At 62.6% G+C, this 16,273-nt stretch carries 17 protein-coding genes and 1 other RNA gene; 14 read left to right on the top strand and 4 right to left on the bottom strand.

Going from position 1 to position 16,273, the window contains the following annotated elements; all coding sequences use genetic code 11:
- The first annotated feature begins 15 nt into the window (after positions 1 to 15).
- From GTP69_RS29120 to GTP69_RS29095, 6 genes are all read left to right on the top strand, one after another.
- Positions 16 to 579, top strand: coding sequence for a pilus assembly PilX family protein (locus GTP69_RS29120; RefSeq protein WP_371868188.1), 564 nt, complete (start codon positions 16 to 18; stop codon positions 577 to 579).
- A gap of 101 nt (positions 580 to 680) precedes the next feature.
- A complete protein-coding gene (locus GTP69_RS29115) occupies positions 681 to 2,669 on the top strand; it encodes a pilus assembly protein (protein ID WP_161058137.1) in 1,989 nt (662 codons plus the stop codon).
- Positions 2,666 to 3,112, top strand: a complete 447-nt coding sequence (locus tag GTP69_RS29110) for a type IV pilin protein (RefSeq protein ID WP_161058136.1) — start codon at positions 2,666 to 2,668, stop codon at positions 3,110 to 3,112. Before GTP69_RS29115 ends, GTP69_RS29110 begins: the two co-directional genes overlap by 4 nt.
- Complete coding sequence (locus GTP69_RS29105) at positions 3,109 to 3,645, top strand: GspH/FimT family pseudopilin (protein WP_229261200.1); 537 nt, start codon at positions 3,109 to 3,111, stop codon at positions 3,643 to 3,645. Before GTP69_RS29110 ends, GTP69_RS29105 begins: the two co-directional genes overlap by 4 nt.
- Before the next feature lie 71 nt (positions 3,646 to 3,716).
- Entirely contained in the window at positions 3,717 to 4,784 is a 1,068-nt protein-coding gene (gene ribD / locus GTP69_RS29100) for a bifunctional diaminohydroxyphosphoribosylaminopyrimidine deaminase/5-amino-6-(5-phosphoribosylamino)uracil reductase RibD (protein ID WP_202424621.1), read from the top strand.
- 8 nt (positions 4,785 to 4,792) lie between these two features.
- A complete protein-coding gene (locus tag GTP69_RS29095; protein ID WP_161058133.1) occupies positions 4,793 to 5,428 on the top strand; it encodes a riboflavin synthase in 636 nt (211 codons plus the stop codon).
- On the opposite strand, the gene GTP69_RS29090 is transcribed toward GTP69_RS29095, so the two are convergent.
- Positions 5,429 to 6,922: a mannitol dehydrogenase family protein gene (locus GTP69_RS29090; protein ID WP_229261199.1), complete on the bottom strand. Its 1,494-nt coding sequence runs from the start codon at positions 6,920 to 6,922 to the stop codon at positions 5,429 to 5,431.
- On the bottom strand, positions 6,919 to 7,176 hold the full coding sequence (locus tag GTP69_RS29085) for a SemiSWEET transporter (RefSeq protein WP_110849842.1): 258 nt from the start codon (positions 7,174 to 7,176) through the stop codon (positions 6,919 to 6,921). The genes GTP69_RS29090 and GTP69_RS29085 overlap by 4 nt, the downstream gene beginning before the upstream one ends.
- Positions 7,177 to 7,270: 94 nt before the next feature.
- Between GTP69_RS29085 and GTP69_RS29080 the strand changes: the two genes are divergently transcribed.
- Complete coding sequence (locus GTP69_RS29080) at positions 7,271 to 8,422, top strand: ROK family transcriptional regulator (RefSeq protein WP_161058131.1); 1,152 nt, start codon at positions 7,271 to 7,273, stop codon at positions 8,420 to 8,422.
- Here the strand turns inward: GTP69_RS29080 and GTP69_RS29075 are convergent.
- Entirely contained in the window at positions 8,397 to 8,798 is a 402-nt protein-coding gene (locus GTP69_RS29075) for a c-type cytochrome (RefSeq protein WP_161058130.1), read from the bottom strand. The two genes, GTP69_RS29080 and GTP69_RS29075, sit on opposite strands and share 26 nt — an antisense overlap.
- 222 nt (positions 8,799 to 9,020) lie before the next feature.
- Between GTP69_RS29075 and ribBA the strand changes: the two genes are divergently transcribed.
- The 4 genes from ribBA to GTP69_RS29055 all read left to right on the top strand — a co-directional run bounded on the left by ribBA (position 9,021) and on the right by GTP69_RS29055 (position 11,941).
- Complete coding sequence (ribBA, locus tag GTP69_RS29070) at positions 9,021 to 10,130, top strand: bifunctional 3,4-dihydroxy-2-butanone-4-phosphate synthase/GTP cyclohydrolase II (RefSeq protein ID WP_161058129.1); 1,110 nt, start codon at positions 9,021 to 9,023, stop codon at positions 10,128 to 10,130.
- Positions 10,131 to 10,154: 24 nt separating this feature from the next.
- Entirely contained in the window at positions 10,155 to 10,643 is a 489-nt protein-coding gene (gene ribH, locus GTP69_RS29065; protein ID WP_161046914.1) for a 6,7-dimethyl-8-ribityllumazine synthase, read from the top strand.
- A gap of 27 nt (positions 10,644 to 10,670) precedes the next feature.
- Positions 10,671 to 11,141 (top strand): transcription antitermination factor NusB, encoded by a 471-nt coding sequence (gene nusB / locus GTP69_RS29060; protein WP_110849838.1) that lies wholly within the window; start codon positions 10,671 to 10,673, stop codon positions 11,139 to 11,141.
- A gap of 311 nt (positions 11,142 to 11,452) precedes the next feature.
- A complete protein-coding gene (locus tag GTP69_RS29055) occupies positions 11,453 to 11,941 on the top strand; it encodes a hypothetical protein (RefSeq protein WP_161058128.1) in 489 nt (162 codons plus the stop codon).
- A 52-nt stretch (positions 11,942 to 11,993) separates the two neighbouring features.
- On the opposite strand, the gene GTP69_RS29050 is transcribed toward GTP69_RS29055, so the two are convergent.
- The gene (locus GTP69_RS29050; protein WP_161058127.1) at positions 11,994 to 12,887 is read right to left on the bottom strand and encodes a transglycosylase SLT domain-containing protein; all 894 of its coding nucleotides are present in this window, start codon (positions 12,885 to 12,887) and stop codon (positions 11,994 to 11,996) included.
- A 487-nt stretch (positions 12,888 to 13,374) separates the two neighbouring features.
- Here GTP69_RS29050 and ubiD point away from each other — a divergent pair, with 487 nt between their 5' ends.
- The 3 genes from ubiD to dnaX all read left to right on the top strand — a co-directional run.
- On the top strand, positions 13,375 to 14,859 hold the full coding sequence (gene ubiD, locus GTP69_RS29045) for a 4-hydroxy-3-polyprenylbenzoate decarboxylase (RefSeq protein WP_161058126.1): 1,485 nt from the start codon (positions 13,375 to 13,377) through the stop codon (positions 14,857 to 14,859).
- 15 nt (positions 14,860 to 14,874) lie between these two features.
- Positions 14,875 to 14,973: signal recognition particle sRNA small type (gene ffs, locus GTP69_RS29040), an RNA gene on the top strand.
- 108 nt (positions 14,974 to 15,081) lie between these two features.
- Positions 15,082 to 16,273, top strand: a 1,192-nt coding sequence (gene dnaX / locus GTP69_RS29035; protein WP_161058125.1) for a DNA polymerase III subunit gamma/tau, incomplete at its 3' end; no start/stop codon positions are given.

Below are 16,273 nucleotides of genomic sequence, written 5' to 3'. Positions count from 1 at the left end.
GGGCAGCGGGGAATCGTGTTGCTGGTCAGCCTGGTGCTGCTGATTATGGTGCTGCTGTTGGGCGTCTCAGCGGCGCAGTTGTGTCTACAAGGCGAGAAGGCGGCGCGCGCCGAGCGCGATCGGGATGTGGCGTTTCTGACGGCGGAGGATGCCTTGGCAGATGCGGAGCGGGATATTCGGGACAGCAACGATCCTTCGCGGCGGGCGGCGTTTGAGGGCGAGGATGCGTTTGGTGCGACGTGCGGCGCGGGTGGTGTGGGCTTGCGGTTGCGGGCGGCGGTTGGGGAGAAGGCGGTTTGGCAGGTGGTCGATTTATCCGGCGTCGCGGACGGAGGTGCGTGTACGGTGACGCATGGTGCATACACGGCAGCGGCCCTGCCGACTGGCGAAGGCTTTTTGCCGTTTAAGAAGCCGCGTTATTTGATCGAGCGGATGGAGTGCCATCAGCCGGGTGATGACGCATCGGCGGGCGCCAAGCCGCAGTACTGCTACCGCGTGACCGCCATTGGTTTCGGCGCCAAGCCGGGGACGGATGTGGTTTTGCAAAGCGTGTTTAGCAAGCCAGAGGAGAAGCCATGAGCAAATTGATGCGGATGGGGCAAGGCGGGCAAGACCAGCGAGGTCCAAGAGGATCACACGGTCGACAGTTGTCACGAGCGACGCCCTGGCGACGGTGCTGGATGGTTTTGTTGCTCGTCTTGGCGAAGTGCGTCGGCGCGCCAGCGCACGCCGCGCCGGCGGTGGATATCGACAGCCAGCCGCTGGCGGCGGCGTGCAAGCCAGGCAAGGTGGTGGGCGGGACGGCAAACGGGCCGATGTTGCTGCGGCCGACTGCGGCGTCTGTGTCGGCCTCGTCACCGTCGCCGCCCAGCGCTGGCGACCTGTATCAGTCCACGATGGACATTGGCGACTGGAGCGGCCATTTCTCGCGTTACGTGTTGCCGGCCGGGGCGGCGGGCAGCAGCGGGGCGTCTGTGCTGGCTTGGGACGCTGGCGCAATCCTCACCGGCAGCGCCGGGCAGCCGCCCATGCCGATGCCGGATCAGCGCAACATCCATACCGCCATCATTCAGCCCAACGGCGCGCTGACCATGACGCCCTTCACCTGGCAAACTCTCTCCGCCGAACAGCAAGCCGCGCTCAACCAGACCGACAACGCCGGCGAGCAGCGCCTCAACTACCTGCGCGGCGACCGCACACTGGAAGGCAAACCATTCCGCCAACGCACCAGCATCCTCGGCGACGCAGTCCATAGCACCGCCGTCTACGTCGGCGCCATCGACCACCGCGAAGCAGTCTACCTCGGCGCCAACGACGGCATGCTACACGCCTTCGACGCCATCACCGGCATCGAACTCTTCGCCTACGTGCCCGATGCGCTGATCGTCCAACTGCACCACCTGACCAAACCCACCTACGTCCACCGCGCTTACGTTGACGGCCCGGCCAGTACCGGCCAGGCCAGCATCAACGGCAAACAAAAAACCATACTCATCTCCGCCATGGGCGGCGGCGCACGCGGCGTATTCGCGCTGGACGTCACAGACCCAACAAACTTCGCCGCCGGCCTCGGCGCGCTGTGGGAGTTCACCGACCGCGACGACGCACTGATGGGAAACGTCATCACCAATCCGCAGATCGCACAAGTACGCATGCAAGCCGGCGTGCTGCGCCACTTCGCCATCGTCGCCAGCGGCATCAACAACGATGGCGACGGCGCCTTGTTTCTGCTCGCCCTCGACAAACCACGCGACCAGGGCTGGCAACTCAACAGCAACTACTACCGCATCACCACTCTGGCTAGCGCACTCAGCGCGCCGGTGCTGCTGAAAGACAGCGATGGCACCTTACTATACGCCTATGCCGGCGACCTGCAAGGCAATCTGTGGCGCTTCGATTTCAGCGGCAAAGCGCCATGGCCCGACGCCATCGGCAAACCGCTGTTCGTAGCGCGCGACGGTCAAGGCCAGCGCCAACCAATCACCGAACAACCCTTGCTGGCCTACGCCAAAGTGCGCGGCTACGTGATCCTGTTCGGCACCGGACGGATGATAGAAAAGTCCGACCGCAGCGTCTCGCCGGTCACGCAGTCCTACTACGGCATCATCGACAGCCTGCAAACGCCGCAGGAAGTCATCACCAACCGCAAGCAGCTAACGCCGCGTTTCCTCGACGGCAGCGGCGCATTGCTCAGCATCAGCGGCGCACCGATGGATGCGCAGAGCAAAGGCTGGTATGTCGATTTTGTGCAGACCAATGAGCGCAGCACCAACGCCGGCGTGGTGACCGACGGCGCGGTGCTATTCAACACCGTGCTACCCGGCGCAGATATGTGTGCCCCGACACGCAGCCGCAGTTACGCACTGAGCGCGCTGACCGGGCTGCCGGACGACGGCCGCTTCACCGCCATCCTGCCCAGCAAGGACGCAATCGTCGGCCTGATGCTGCCCGAATACACGCCGCTACCGCTGTTGTTGCCGCAATCAGCGACGGCGGGACCGCGCGATGCGACGGGACGCATTCTGCAAACAAAAAACGCAGCCCTGGTGCACGTCGGCGGCGCGGGGCAGGTCACGCCTACCGGCAGCTTCAAGGCCACACGCCGCACGGGCCGCCTGAGTTGGCGCGAAATCAGCAACTGGCGCGAACTGCACGAGGCCGCAAAATGAAACCGGCCGGCTTCAGCCTGATCGAATTGCTGGTGGTGCTGGTGATCCTGGCCGTGCTGGCAGCCCAGGCCATGCCGGCGTATCAGCAGCACATCATCCGCACCAAGCGCGGCGAGGCGCAATCGGCATTGCTCAAGCTGATGATGCAGCAAGAACGATTCCACTCCCAGAACAACACCTACATCGCCTTCTCGGCCAGCAGCACCGAGCCGGAGGCACGGCTCTTCCAGTGGTGGAGCGGCGCCAATCCGCAGAACAGCGCTTACGAAATCGAAGGCAAGGCGTGCGACGGCGAGACCATCCGGGAATGCGTGCAAATTGTCGCCACGCCCGGCACCCGCGCAGTCGATGTGCACTTTCGCGACGACGACTGCCAGACGCTGATGTTGACCAGCAACGGCCTGCGTCTCGCCAGCGGCCCGGCATCCGGATGCTGGCTATGAAACACGCCGGCCTCACGATGATTGAGTTGCTGATCGTGCTGGTCATCGCCGGCGTGCTGCTCGGCGCGGCGGCGCCGTCCTTCCACCAATCGCTGCAACGCCTGCGCCTGCAAGCCGCCGTCAACGACTTGCTGGCGGCCATCGACCTGACCCGTACGCAAGCGCTGGCGCGCGGCAGCAAGGTGCTGATGGCGCCGCTTAAAGAGGAGTGGCAAAGCGGCTGGGTCGTGTTCCTCGACCAAAACGGCAACCGCCGGCCAGACGCGGAGGAAAAGATCCTCTACCGCCACGACCCGCTGCGCACCGACATCGTCATCACCTCCAAATTCACCTCCGGCAATAGTCCGGCCTATCTGGCCTACAACGGCACCGGCCGTACTTGCGCCGCAGGCAACAGCATCGCCGCCCGCTGGGGCACGCTGTCGCTGACGCAGGGCGACCAGGCGCGCCACATCAAGATCAACATGCTCGGCCGCGTGCGCGTCTGCGATCCGGCCACCGCCTCTGCCACTTGCACCGGAGCCGACGATTGATCTAGCCTTTATAATGGCGCGATACCCAACTCGGCAGGAACAATGTGAACATCCGTAACGATCTTGAAGGCATGACGCTGGCGCTGGAGTGGGCCGCCAAGGGCCTGTACAGCACCGCGCCGAATCCGCACATCGGTTGCGTGATCGTGCGCGACGGCCAGGTGATCGGCGCCGGCGTCACGCAACAGGCTGGCAGCGACCACGCCGAAATCCAGGCGCTGAAGGACGCGCAGGCGCGCGGCCACGACGTGCGCGGCGCCACCGCCTACGTTACGCTGGAGCCGTGCAATCACCACGGCCGCACGCCGCCATGCTCGGACGCGCTGGTGCGTGCCGGTCTCGGCCGTGTAGTGGCGGCGATGGAAGATCCGAATCCGCTGGTGGCAGGGCAAGGGCTGGCCAAGCTGGCCGCCAATGGCATCGAGACCAGTGTCGGCCTGTTGGCTGATCAGGCGTATGAGCTGAATATCGGCTTTTTCTCGCGCATGACGCGCGGCCTGCCGTGGGTGCGCATGAAGACCGCAGCCAGCCTGGACGGCATGACGGCGCTGCACAACGGCGTCAGCCAGTGGATCACTGGCCCGGAAGCGCGTGCCGACGGCCACCACTGGCGCGCGCGCGCGGACGCCATCCTGACCGGCATCGGCACCGTCAAGGCCGATAATCCGCAACTCAACGTGCGCGCCGTCGAGACGCCGCGCCAGCCGCGCCGCATCGTGGTCGACAGCAGGCTTGATATTGAGCTTTCCGCCAAGATATTGGAGGGAGGTGGGACGTGGATCGTTGCCGCCGTCCGCCATCCGGAGAAGGAAGCCGCGCTGGCCGCCGCCGGTCACGAGGTGATTGTGCTGCCTAATGCGTCCGGTAAGGTCGACCTGCCGGAGCTGATGCGCGAGCTGGGCCGCCGCCAGATCAACGAGCTGCACGTCGAAGCCGGTGGCAAGCTGAACGGTTCGCTAATCCGCGAAGGCTGCGTCGATGAGCTGCTGGTGTATCTGGCCCCGGCTTTGATCGGCGATGCGCAAGGCATGTTTGCGCTGCCAACCCTGACCGACCTGGCCCACAAGAAGATGTTGAAATTTCACGAGGTTAAGCAGATCGGCGAAGATTTGCGTATCCTTGCCCGCTTCACTCATTAGGAAAAACTATGTTTACTGGTATCGTCGCCGCTGTCGGCAAAATTGAATCGGTCAAACCGCTGGAAGGCGGCTCTTTCGCAGGCGTGCGCCTGGACATCAACGCCGGCGGCCTGCCGCTGGCCGACGTCGGCCTGGGCGACTCGATCGCCATCAACGGCGCCTGCATGACGGTAATCGAGAAGGACGCCAGCAACTTCCGCGTCGACGTCTCGCGCGAAAGCCTGAACAAGACCGTCGGCCTCGACACGCTGACCGAAGTGAACCTGGAAAAAGCCCTGACATTGAACGAGCGCCTGGGCGGCCACCTGGTGTCCGGCCACGTGGACGGCCTGGGCGTGGTGCGCAAGTTCGAGCCGGTCGGCGAATCGTGGGAACTGGTGATCGAATCGCCGCACGAGCTGGCCAAGTTCCTGGCCTACAAAGGCTCGATCGTGGTCAACGGCGTGTCGCTGACCGTCAACCGCGTGACCGACATCGGCACCGGCGCCGACCTGGTGTGCCAGTTCTCGATCAATCTGATCCCGCACACCATCGCCGTGACCACGCTGAAGCACCTGAAAGTCGACGCCAAGGTCAACCTGGAAATCGACCTGATCGCCCGCTACGTCGAGCGCATGGTGTCGGTCGGCGCCGCCACCAAGTAATTACTTCATCAGCGATTGCAAGGTCGCGCGTACACCGCTGCGCGTGACCGCCATCCACAAGCTGTTGTAGGTGGTGACCATGCGGGCGTGCTGCGTCAGCTTCATGCCCCGGAAGCAGCTGAGGTCGAGAACCGCCGACGGCGGGCCGTTGCGTATCAGCGACCAGTCCGCATTGCTCAGGCGTGGTTCGTTGACGTCGTAGCGATCGCCGCGCGCGTCCAGCCCATTCAGATACAGGCGGAAGCAGGCCAGCAGGAAGGCCACGCGACGGCAGTTGAAGCCCCGGCTCAGCATGCCCTTGACGGTGGCGGTGTAAAACACCGGAATCTTGGCCGCGCCGTCGTGCGCCACCCGCGTTAGCTGGTCGGCAATCGCTGGATTGTTGAAGCGCTCCAGCACACTGTTCTTGTAATCCTCCAATACCAAACCTTCAGGCTCATCGAGCAGCGGCATGGCGTCGTGTTCCATGAAGTTATGCAGCAGCTGGCGCAGGTCGTCATCAGCCATGGCTTCCGGCACAGTGCGGTAGCCCAGCAGCAGGCCTGGATACGCCAGCATCATGTGCGAGGCGTTCAGCATGCGGCCTTTGATCGCTTCGTGCTGGGTCACGTCGTCCAGTAGCTCGACACCGGCGGCGGCCAGGTCGGGGCGGCCGGCGCTGAAGCGGTCTTCGATCACCCATTGTGTGTACGGTTCGGCCAGCGCCGGCATCTGGTCGTTGACGCCGCTGGCGCTGTTCAGCGCATCTGCCTGGTCGGCCGGAATGCCGGGCGCGATGCGGTCCACCATGCTGTTGGGGAAGGTCACTTCGGCGGCGATCCAGTCGGCGAGTTCCACATCCACCGCTTGCGCGTAGCTCAGCACGGCCAGGCGAGCGGTGTCGCCGTTGTGGCGCAGGTTGTCGCAGGACACCACGGTGTAGCCGCCGCTGCCGTTGTCGCGCCGGCGGCGCAGCGATTCGACCAGGTAGGCAAATGCCGAGCGCGGCGCGCCACCGGCGAGTTCGGCGGCGATGTCGGGCGCGGTCAGACGGAATTCGCCGGTTGCTTCGTTGAGGTTGTAGCCGCCTTCGGTGATTGTCAGCGTGACGATGCGGATGGCGGGATCGCTCAGGCAGCGCAGCACCGCTTCCGGATCGGCCGGCGCGTGCAGGTAGTCGATCATGGCGCCGATTACGCGCGCGCTGGCGCTGCCATCGGCGCCGGTTTCGGTCACCGTATACAGGCCGTCCTGCAGGGCGAAGGCGGCGGCCTTGGCCTGCGCCTGCTCGCTGTCGCCCAGGCCGATGCCGATGATGGCCCAGTCTTCATGGCCCGGCAGGTGCAGGCACTGGTCGATGTACGCGGCCTGATGCACGCGGTGGAAGTTGCCGACGCCGATGTGGGCGATGCCGGCGGTTAGCTTGCTGCGGTCGTAGCCGGGCAGGGCCAGTTCAGGATTGTGCAGTTGCAGCGCGTCAAGCGTGTCGCTGGACAGGGGCGTGGTGTTCATCATCGGAACCTCCATTTCATGATCAGCACCGCGCAAGCGAGTACGAGGGTGATACCGTTGTTGATGGCGATCGGCCAAGCCTGGATGCTGATGCCGTACACCAGCCACAGGAACACGCCGAAGCAGAAGACGCAGTACATACCGGTCGAGACGCCTTCCGCCGAGCGGCGGCGCCAGATGAGGATTACCTGCGGCACAAAGGCGAGGGTGGTGCAGGCGGCGGCAATCAAGCCGAGAAGGTTGGAATCAATTTGCATGGTTCTCCTTTCGTATTTAATTAATAAATCAACTTGATTTATTAATTGAGCGAGAATTATACTACACAAATAAAATAACCTCCCATTTCTTGCCATGAACCCAACACAACGCCGCCTGGGCGCCAATGAGCGCCGCATGCTGCACGAGATCCGCCGCCACGGCAGCTTGGCCAAGGCCGAGCTGGCGCGCGTGACCGAGCTGAGCACGCAGACCGCGTCGGTCATCATCAACCGGCTGCTGGAAGAACAGCTGGTGCGCAAGCTGGAAGTGCAGCGCGGCAAGGTCGGCCAGCCGTCGCAGCCGATTGCGCTGAATCCGGTGGGGGCGTATGCGATCGGCATCCAGATCGGCCGCCGCACGCTGAAGGTTGTGCTGGTGGATCTGCTCGGCACAGTGCTGGAACGCTGGGAGCTGGCCTACGCCAGCCCGGATGCCGGGTTGATATTCCCGGCCATCGAGCAACAACTGGCGCGCATGCTGGCCACGCTGGGGCCGGAGGCGGCGGCGCGGCTGTGCGGCATCGGCGTCTCGGCGCCGCGCAACTTCGGCGAGTGGGAAGAACTGCTGCGCATGCCGGCTGCCGATGCGGCCGAGTGGGGCCGCATGGCCATCGGCCAGCGCGTGCAGGCGTTGACGCCGCTGCCGGTCAGCCAGGCAAAGGATACCGCCGCCGCCTGCATGGCCGAACTGCTGGTCGGCCGGGGTCGCAGCCTCGCCAGCTACCTGTACATTTACGTGGATACGCTGGCGGGCGGCAGCCTGGTCATCAACGGCTGGCCGCATGCTGGCGTGCACGGCAATTCCGGCGCGGTCGGGTCAATGCCGATGCAGGCCGCGCGCGACGGCGTGCCCCAGCAGTTGCTAAGCGTGGCCTCGCTGGTGACGCTGGAGCAGCGCTACGAAGCGGCCGGCCTGGCGTCGGACGCCATGGCCGATGAGCGCGCCTTGCAGCAGCCGTGGCTGCCGCTGACGCAGGCCTGGCTGGCAGAAGCGGCCAACGCCATCGCCTACGCCATTTGCAGCGCAGCCTGTTTGATCGATCTGGACGGGGTGGTGGTGGACGGCCGTTGCGACCGCGGCTTGCTGGCGGCGCTGCTGGCGCTGGTGGAACAGGAACTGGGCCGCTACAACTGGGCCGGCGCCGCGCGGCCGGAGTTACAGGCCGGCGAGGTGGGCGACGACGCCAAGGTGATCGGCGCGGCCTATTTGTCGCTACATGCTAGTTTTGCGCCGCTGCAGGGCTAGCGGCAGCCGGCGCCGACAGGCTTTTCAGGTAGGCGATCAGGGCGGCACGCTCTTCCTTGCTGCGCACGCGGAAATCCATGTTCTGGCCGGGGATGAATTTTTCCGGATCGGTCAGCCAGCGGTCGAGCGAGGTCTCGTCCCACACCAGATTGGCCTTGCGCAGCGCGCGCGAGTAGTCGTAGCCCTTGACGCTGCCGGCCCGGCGGCCGAACACGCCGCGATGGTGCGGGCCGGTATCATCGACGTCCAGCGTGTGGCATTCGGTGCAGCGCTGTTGCCAGACCCGCTGGCCCTGGGCGATTTGCCGGTTGTCTTGCGCTTGTGCGGTCGCCGCCAGCAGCAGGGCCAGGCAGAGCGGTAGAGCGCGGATGAGCATGGTCGTTTTCATAATCTGACTTGCGCTTTTTTGTTTGTATCTTGCTTATACGCAAGGACGCTACAAATGGATTCAGGTCGTTGCCAGCAGTCATCTTAGCGGAATTTGATAGGACTTTTGCAAGTTCGGTGGATAAAAGCGGGCTTTTGCGGTGGGGCGGGCGTAAATCCTTTAAAATAGCGGGTTAAGAAATACTCATGCACAGTCTTGAAGGATTAAAAAATGTCAATTTCCAGCACCGAAGAAATCGTCGCCGAATTGCGCGCTGGCCGCATGGTGATCCTGGTCGATGAGGAAGACCGGGAAAACGAGGGTGACCTGGTGCTCGCGGCGGACTTCGTCACGCCGGAAGCCATCAATTTCATGGTCAAATACGCGCGCGGCCTGGTGTGCCTGACGCTGACCGAGGAGCGCTGCAACCAGCTGGAACTGTCGATGATGTCGACCAAGAACGGCACCGCCTTCGGCACCAACTTCACCGTCTCGATCGAGGCGGCGGAAGGCGTGACCACCGGCATCTCGGCCGCCGACCGTTCCAAGACCATCCAGGTCGCGGTGGCCAAGGATGCGCAGCCGTCGGACATCGTCCAGCCGGGCCACATCTTCCCGCTGAAGGCGCAAAAGGGCGGCGTGCTGATGCGCGCAGGCCATACCGAAGCCGGTTGCGACCTGACCGCCATGGCCGGCCTGACGCCCGCCTCGGTGATCTGCGAGATCATGAAGGACGACGGCACCATGGCACGCCTGCCGGACCTGCTGGAATTTGCCAAGGAACACGATCTGAAGATCGGCACCATCGCCGACCTGATCCACTACCGCAGCCGCAATGAATCGCTGGTGGAAAAAGTGGGCGAGCGTCCGCTGAAAACCGCGCAAGGCGAGTTCCGCATGATCGCCTACCGCGACAAGCCGAGCGGCTCGGCCCACCTGGCGCTGGTGCATGGCGAGATCGAGAAAGGCAAGGAGACGCTGGTACGCGTGCACCAGCCGGTGTCGATCCTGGACGTGCTGGAATCCGAAGCCACCACCCACTCGTGGAACCTGCCGGCCTCGCTGGCGGCGGTGAAGGCGGCCGACAGCGGTGTGATCGTGCTGCTGAACTGCGAGGAAACCGCCGAGCAGTTCTTCGCCCAGTTCGATGCGCTGGACAAGCCGGATAGCCGCCCGAAAGGCCGCGCTGCCAGCATGGACCTGCGCAGCTACGGCATCGGCGCGCAAATCCTGCGCGAAGTCGGCGTCTGCAAGATGCAGCTGCTGGCCAGCCCGCGCAAGATGCCGTCGATGACCGGCTTCAATCTGGAAGTGACCGGCTACGTTGCCAAACCTGAATAATCAACCAACATACAAGAGGCCATCATGACCGTAGGAAGCTACGAAACGAACCTGAACGGCGAAGACCTGCGCATCGGCGTGGTACAAGCCCGTTTTAACGAAGACATCTGCCACGGCCTGCTGTCGGCCTGTCTGGCTGAGCTCAAGCACCTGGGCGTGGCGGACGAAGACGTCCTGCACGTGACCGTGCCGGGCGCGCTGGAAGTGCCGCTGGTGCTGCAGAAAATGGCCGAGTCGCAGCAGTTCGACGCGCTGATCGCGCTGGGCGCCATCATCCGTGGCGAAACCTACCACTTCGAGCTGGTGTCCAACGAATCGGGCGCAGGCATCACCCGTATCGGCTTAGACTACGGCATCCCGATCGCCAACGCGATCCTGACCACCGAGAACGACGAGCAAGCCGAAGTGCGCATGGCCGTCAAAGGCGCCGACGCTGCGCGTGTAGCGGTCGAGATGGCCAACCTGACCATCGCCCTGGAAGAGCTGAACCAGGATCACGGCGACGACGAATAAATAGCATCAATATACGAAGGTAAGAATATGACTGAGAACACTACGCACGCTAACCCCAGCAAGAACCGCACGCCGCGTCACCGCGCGCGCGAGTTCGCGCTGCAAGGCTTGTACCAGTGGCTGCTGAACAATGAGTCGGCCTCGACGGTGGTCAACCACATCCGCGGCGCCCACGGTTTCGACAAGGCGGACGCCGAGCATTTCACCGTGCTGCTGAACGGCGCCATCGGCTCGTCGGTCGAACTGCGCGCGACGTTTGCGCCGCTGGTGGACCGTGGCATCAATGAGCTGTCGCCGATTGAACATGCGGTGCTGCTGATCGGTGCTTACGAGCTGAAGAACAACCTGGAAATTCCTTATCGCGTCGTCATCAACGAAGCGGTGGAGTTGACCAAGTCGTTCGGCGGTATCGACGGCCACAAGTATGTCAATGGCGTGCTGGATAAGCTGGCGCCGCGCCTGCGTCCGGACGAAGTCGCTGCCGACAAGAAGCGCTAAGCTTCCCCGGTATCGTTAAAAGCCACTCACGGTAGCGTGTGGTGGCTTTTTTTATTTGCGGGTTGACCGTGCAGGGACGTGCCGCACAGAATTGATTTTTAAGTAATTCTGGAGTTGTCATCGAATCGCATCCCCCTGGCTGGCGACGGCGTGGCTGGCTGGCGCTGATCGCCGGCGCGCACGTGCTGGCGTTTTTGTGCTGGCAGACGCCTCAGCGGCCGCTGGCAGCGCCTATCGGGCCGCATGAGTCCATCACCTATATATTAGAGCCAATCAAACTACCGCCGCAGCGTAAGCCGTTGACGCCGCCTGTGGAGCCGCCACCACGCGTGGCGGCTCAGGCGGCTAAGGCAGCGCCGCTGGCGCCGTCCGTGCAGCCACAGCCGATTACGGCGCCGCCGGTGGCGGAGCCCGAACCAGCGCCGCCGCAAGCCATCACGCAAAGCGCGCCGCCTCCCGACCCGTTCGCGCTGCCGGTCAAGCCGGAGCTGGACCTCAAGCAGCGCGCGATTGCAGGCGCGGCGGCGGCCGACAAGGCGGTATTGAAGGAATCCTTCACCCAGCGCGACCGCAAGCTGGTCAATGACGAAACCGCGCTGGCGGCCGCCATGAGCAAAGCCTATCGTGGCGGATCGATGCGTCAGGTGGAAATGATTGCGGCGGATGGCAGCCGGGTCACCAAATTCATCCTGCCGGGCGGCGCGGAGATCTGCTACAAGGCGGCATCCAACAACTTCAGCGGCGGGCGCGACCCGTTCAAAGGTGCAGGCGCCATCGTCGTCAGCAATTGCCCGAGGTAGGACGAAAAAAAAGCCACCCGACCCGGTGGCTTTTTTGTTGCGTGCGTTAGTCTTACAGACCAGCGATCTGCGTGCCGCTCACCGATTTATCGGCGACAGCGACTGGCGCTACTGGTTTGCTTGCCGAGGCGGTCATCACCGGAGTGATGGTTGGCACTTTCTTACCTGCCGAAACCTGCTTCAGGCGGTTGTACTCAGCCATGACCTTGCTGCCGTAACCATCATCGGTTTCGAACGCCGCAGCGCCGACGTAGCTCTTCAGACCGGCTTCCACCGAGCCGCCACGGGTCACGTAATCCTTGAGGATCAGCGCGCCAACGCGGATATTGGCTACCGGGTTCAGCGCGGCTTGCAGGCCGCCCATGTCCTGGAATTTCTCATGGTGCACTTTCGACATGACTTGCATCAGGCCTTGCGCACCGACCGGGCTTTCCGCGAACGGATTCAGGCCGGATTCGATCGACATCACCGCCAGAATCAGCAGCGGATCAAGCTTGATCTCGCGGGCCGTCAGGTACGCGGTCGACACCAGCATGTTGGCGGCATCACCGGCGACGCGGTAACGCTTGGACAGCCAGGTAGTAACCCATTGTTGCTGCTTCTGCGTGCCCAGCAGGGCTTTTTCTTCGGCCGTCAGCGGTGCGGCAGCGTTGGCTGGCGCATTGGCGGCTGGCGCCTCCATCAGGGCCGTCAGTGGTGGTGCGGTGACGGCGACTGCTTCGACTTCCGGCGAACGGTTCAGGCTGTCGCTCAGGGCTTTGGCCAGATCCGGACGAACAAACATTACTGCCATAACTACTAAAGCGGTTACGCCGACGACGGTCAGCGTGTGTTGGGCGGTGGTCAGCACGCCCTTTGCCGAAATGCGCGTCGTGGAGAACCACGCGGCTGGCTGGCGAGCCATCAGACGGGCAAACGAAATTGCGCCGGTATTGCTATTAATCATATAGTTCCCCTGAAATGTCCGTAAAAGCGGGTCCCTGCCAGCGTTATACGCAGCTAACCAGGTGCTAATGCCGTGCATCAGAAATATCTCGTTCGTCGCCGCTGTAGAAAAGCGCGCGAGAACGCCATCATTGCTTGCTTGTTGCTGATCTCTCCCGCAGGAGTCAACCAGAATGCAATACAACTATTTTCGGGGAGGAAGGCAAGACGCCTTTCGAAAACACTCCTTAAAATGTCATGTGGAGCCCCGACTCCGTGAATGAATGAGCGACAACTTAAGTAGTCCGCGTGAGGTCCAGAGACCTGTCTCTCTTCAAGTAGGGTGGATTGTATGAGGCGTTTTATATCAAGTCAATACTAACGACAACCGTCTTTATAACTTTTAAATCTAGAATTTTGCCTTGTGTTCGGTGGAAAACCAATAAAATCAACCACTTGACCTGTATTTTTAAACAGTGCGCTTTAATGTAAGAAAATATTAAAAAACGATGAAATATTCCGATCTGCGAGATTTTATTTCTCAATTGCAAGGAATGGGTGAACTTACACCCATTTTGACCCCTGTTTCGCCACATTTAGAGATGACCGAGGTGTCCGACCGCGTTTTGCGGGCCGGCGGACCGGCGCTGCTGTTCCAAAATCCGACCGGCCACAGCATGCCGGTGCTGACCAATTTGTTCGGCACGCCGAAGCGCGTGGCCTTGGGCATGGGAGCCAGCGACGTCAGTGAACTGCGCAAGATCGGCCACGTGCTGTCGCGCCTGAAAGAGCCGGAGCCACCGAAGGATTTCAAGGACTTGATGGGCCTCGGCTCGCTGGTCAAAGCCGTCTGGGATATGGCGCCGAAGGAATTGCGCGGCGCGAAGTGCCAGGAAATCGTCTGGGAAGGCGCCGATGTCGATTTGTCGAAATTGCCGATCCAGCACTGCTGGCCGGGTGACGTCGCCCCTTTAATTACGTGGGGCCTGGTAATTACTAAGGGAACTAATAAGAAGCGCCAGAATCTGGGCATTTATCGCCAGCAGGTGCTGGGTCCGAACAAGGTCATCATGCGCTGGCTGGCGCACCGCGGCGGCGCGCTGGACTTCCGCGAGCACGCCATACAGAGCAAGGGCAAGCCGTATCCGATCTGCGTCGCGCTGGGCGCCGATCCCGCTACTATATTAGGTGCGGTGACGCCGGTGCCGGATAGCCTGTCCGAATACCAGTTCGCCGGCCTGCTGCGCGGCAGCCGCACCGAGCTGGTCAAGGCCATCGGCAGCGAGCTGCGGGTGCCGGCGTCGGCCGAGATTGTGCTGGAAGGCCATATCTATCCTGACGAAAACCATCCGACCGGTTACGAGCATGCGCTGGAAGGGCCGTATGGCGACCACACGGGTTACTATAATGAGCAGGACTCGTTCCCGGTGTTCACCATCGACCGCATCACCATGCGCCGCGATCCGATCTATCACTCAACTTACACCGGCAAACCGCCGGATGAGCCGGCCGTGCTGGGCCTGGCGCTGAACGAGGTGTTCATCCCGCTGCTGCAAAAGCAGTTCAGCGAGATCACCGATTTCCACCTGCCGGCCGAAGGCTGCAGCTACCGCATGGCGGTGGTGCAGATCAAGAAGCAGTACGCCGGCCACGCCAAGCGCGTGATGTTTGGCGTCTGGAGCTTCCTGCGCCAGTTCATGTACACCAAGTTTATTGTGGTGGTGGACGAGGACGTCAATATCCGTGACTGGAACGAGGTGATCTGGGCGATCACGACCCGCGTCGATCCGACCCGCGACACCACGCTGGTCGACAACACGCCGATCGATTACCTCGACTTCGCCTCGCCCGTAAGCGGCCTGGGCAGCAAGATGGGCATCGACGCCACCAACAAGTGGCCGGGCGAAACCACCCGCGAGTGGGGCACGGTGATCACCATGTCGCCCGAGGTGAAAACACGGGTGGATCAAATTTGGCAGGAGCTCGGGCTGTAAGGTATAATGATGTCTGGCGGGCCCCTGCGCATTGTGGCATGGCCAACCTGGTCAGGTCGGGAACGAAGCAGCCACAGCTATTCACCATAAGTGCCGCAGATCAGGCTCGCCTCCTTATACTAAAAGCTGCCCTCGGGCAGCTTTTTTCAATTCTACTCAATCCGTTCTCGACTTGTTACAATGGTCGCTTTGGCATCCAGCTATCTACGGTAAAATCCCAGCATGTCCTATCAAGTCCTCGCCCGTAAATACCGCCCTCGGAACTTCGAAACGCTCGTCGGCCAGGAGCACGTGGTTCGCGCGCTGACCCATGCTTTGCATAGCGGCCGGCTGCATCATGCTTATCTGTTCACCGGCACCCGCGGTGTGGGTAAAACCACCTTGTCGCGGATTCTGGCCAAGTCGCTCAACTGCATTGGTCCGGATGGCAATGGCGGCATCACCGCGACGCCGTGCGGCGTATGCGAGGCGTGCACGGCGATCGATGCGGGCCGCTTTGTCGATTACATCGAGATGGATGCGGCGTCGAATCGCGGCGTGGACGAAATGGCGCAGCTGCTGGAACAAGCGGTGTACGCGCCGAGCAATGCGCGCTTCAAGGTCTACATGATCGATGAGGTGCATATGCTGACCAACCACGCCTTCAACTCGATGCTGAAGACGCTGGAAGAGCCGCCGGAGCACGTCAAGTTTATTCTGGCGACCACCGATCCGCAGAAGATTCCGGTGACGGTGCTGTCGCGCTGCCTGCAATTCAATCTGAAGCAGATGCCGCCGGGCCACATCATCGGCCACCTGGAAAATATTCTGGGGCAGGAGGGCATTACCTTTGAACATCCCGCGCTGCGATTGCTGGCGGCCGGCGCCCACGGTTCGATGCGCGATGCGCTGTCGCTGACCGACCAGGCGATTGCCTACGCTGCCGGCGAAGTGACGCTGGATGCGGTACAGGGCATGCTCGGAGCGCTGGACCAGTCGTATCTGATTCGTCTGCTGGATGCGCTGGCGGCGCAGGATGGCGCCGATCTGCTGGCCGTGGCCGATGAGATGGCGGCGCGCAGCCTGTCGTATAACGGCGCTTTGCAGGATTTGGGCACCTTGCTGCACCGGATCGCGCTGGCGCAGACGGTGCCGGCTGCGTTGCCGGAGGATTTGCCGGAGTATGCGGATATCGTGCGCCTTGCCGCCGCGTTCGATGCGGAAGAGGTGCAGCTGTATTATCAGATCGCTGTGCATGGCCGCAATGAGCTGGGGTTGGCGCCGGATGAGTACGCTGGCTTCTCGATGACCTTGTTACGGATGTTGGCCTTTCGTCCCGGCATAGGCGGGGCAGAAGGACAAGCACCAGCGGCGCCGGCGGTATCGCGCCAGGCGGCGATGGCGTCGGCGCGTGCTGCGGCCGGAGCCGGTGCTG

The organism is Duganella levis (genome assembly GCF_009857605.1).
GTDB lineage: Bacteria > Pseudomonadota > Gammaproteobacteria > Burkholderiales > Burkholderiaceae_D > Rugamonas > Rugamonas levis.
The sequence above is the reverse complement of the archived record's forward strand: the minus strand, read 5'-3'. Positions and strand labels throughout refer to the sequence as shown.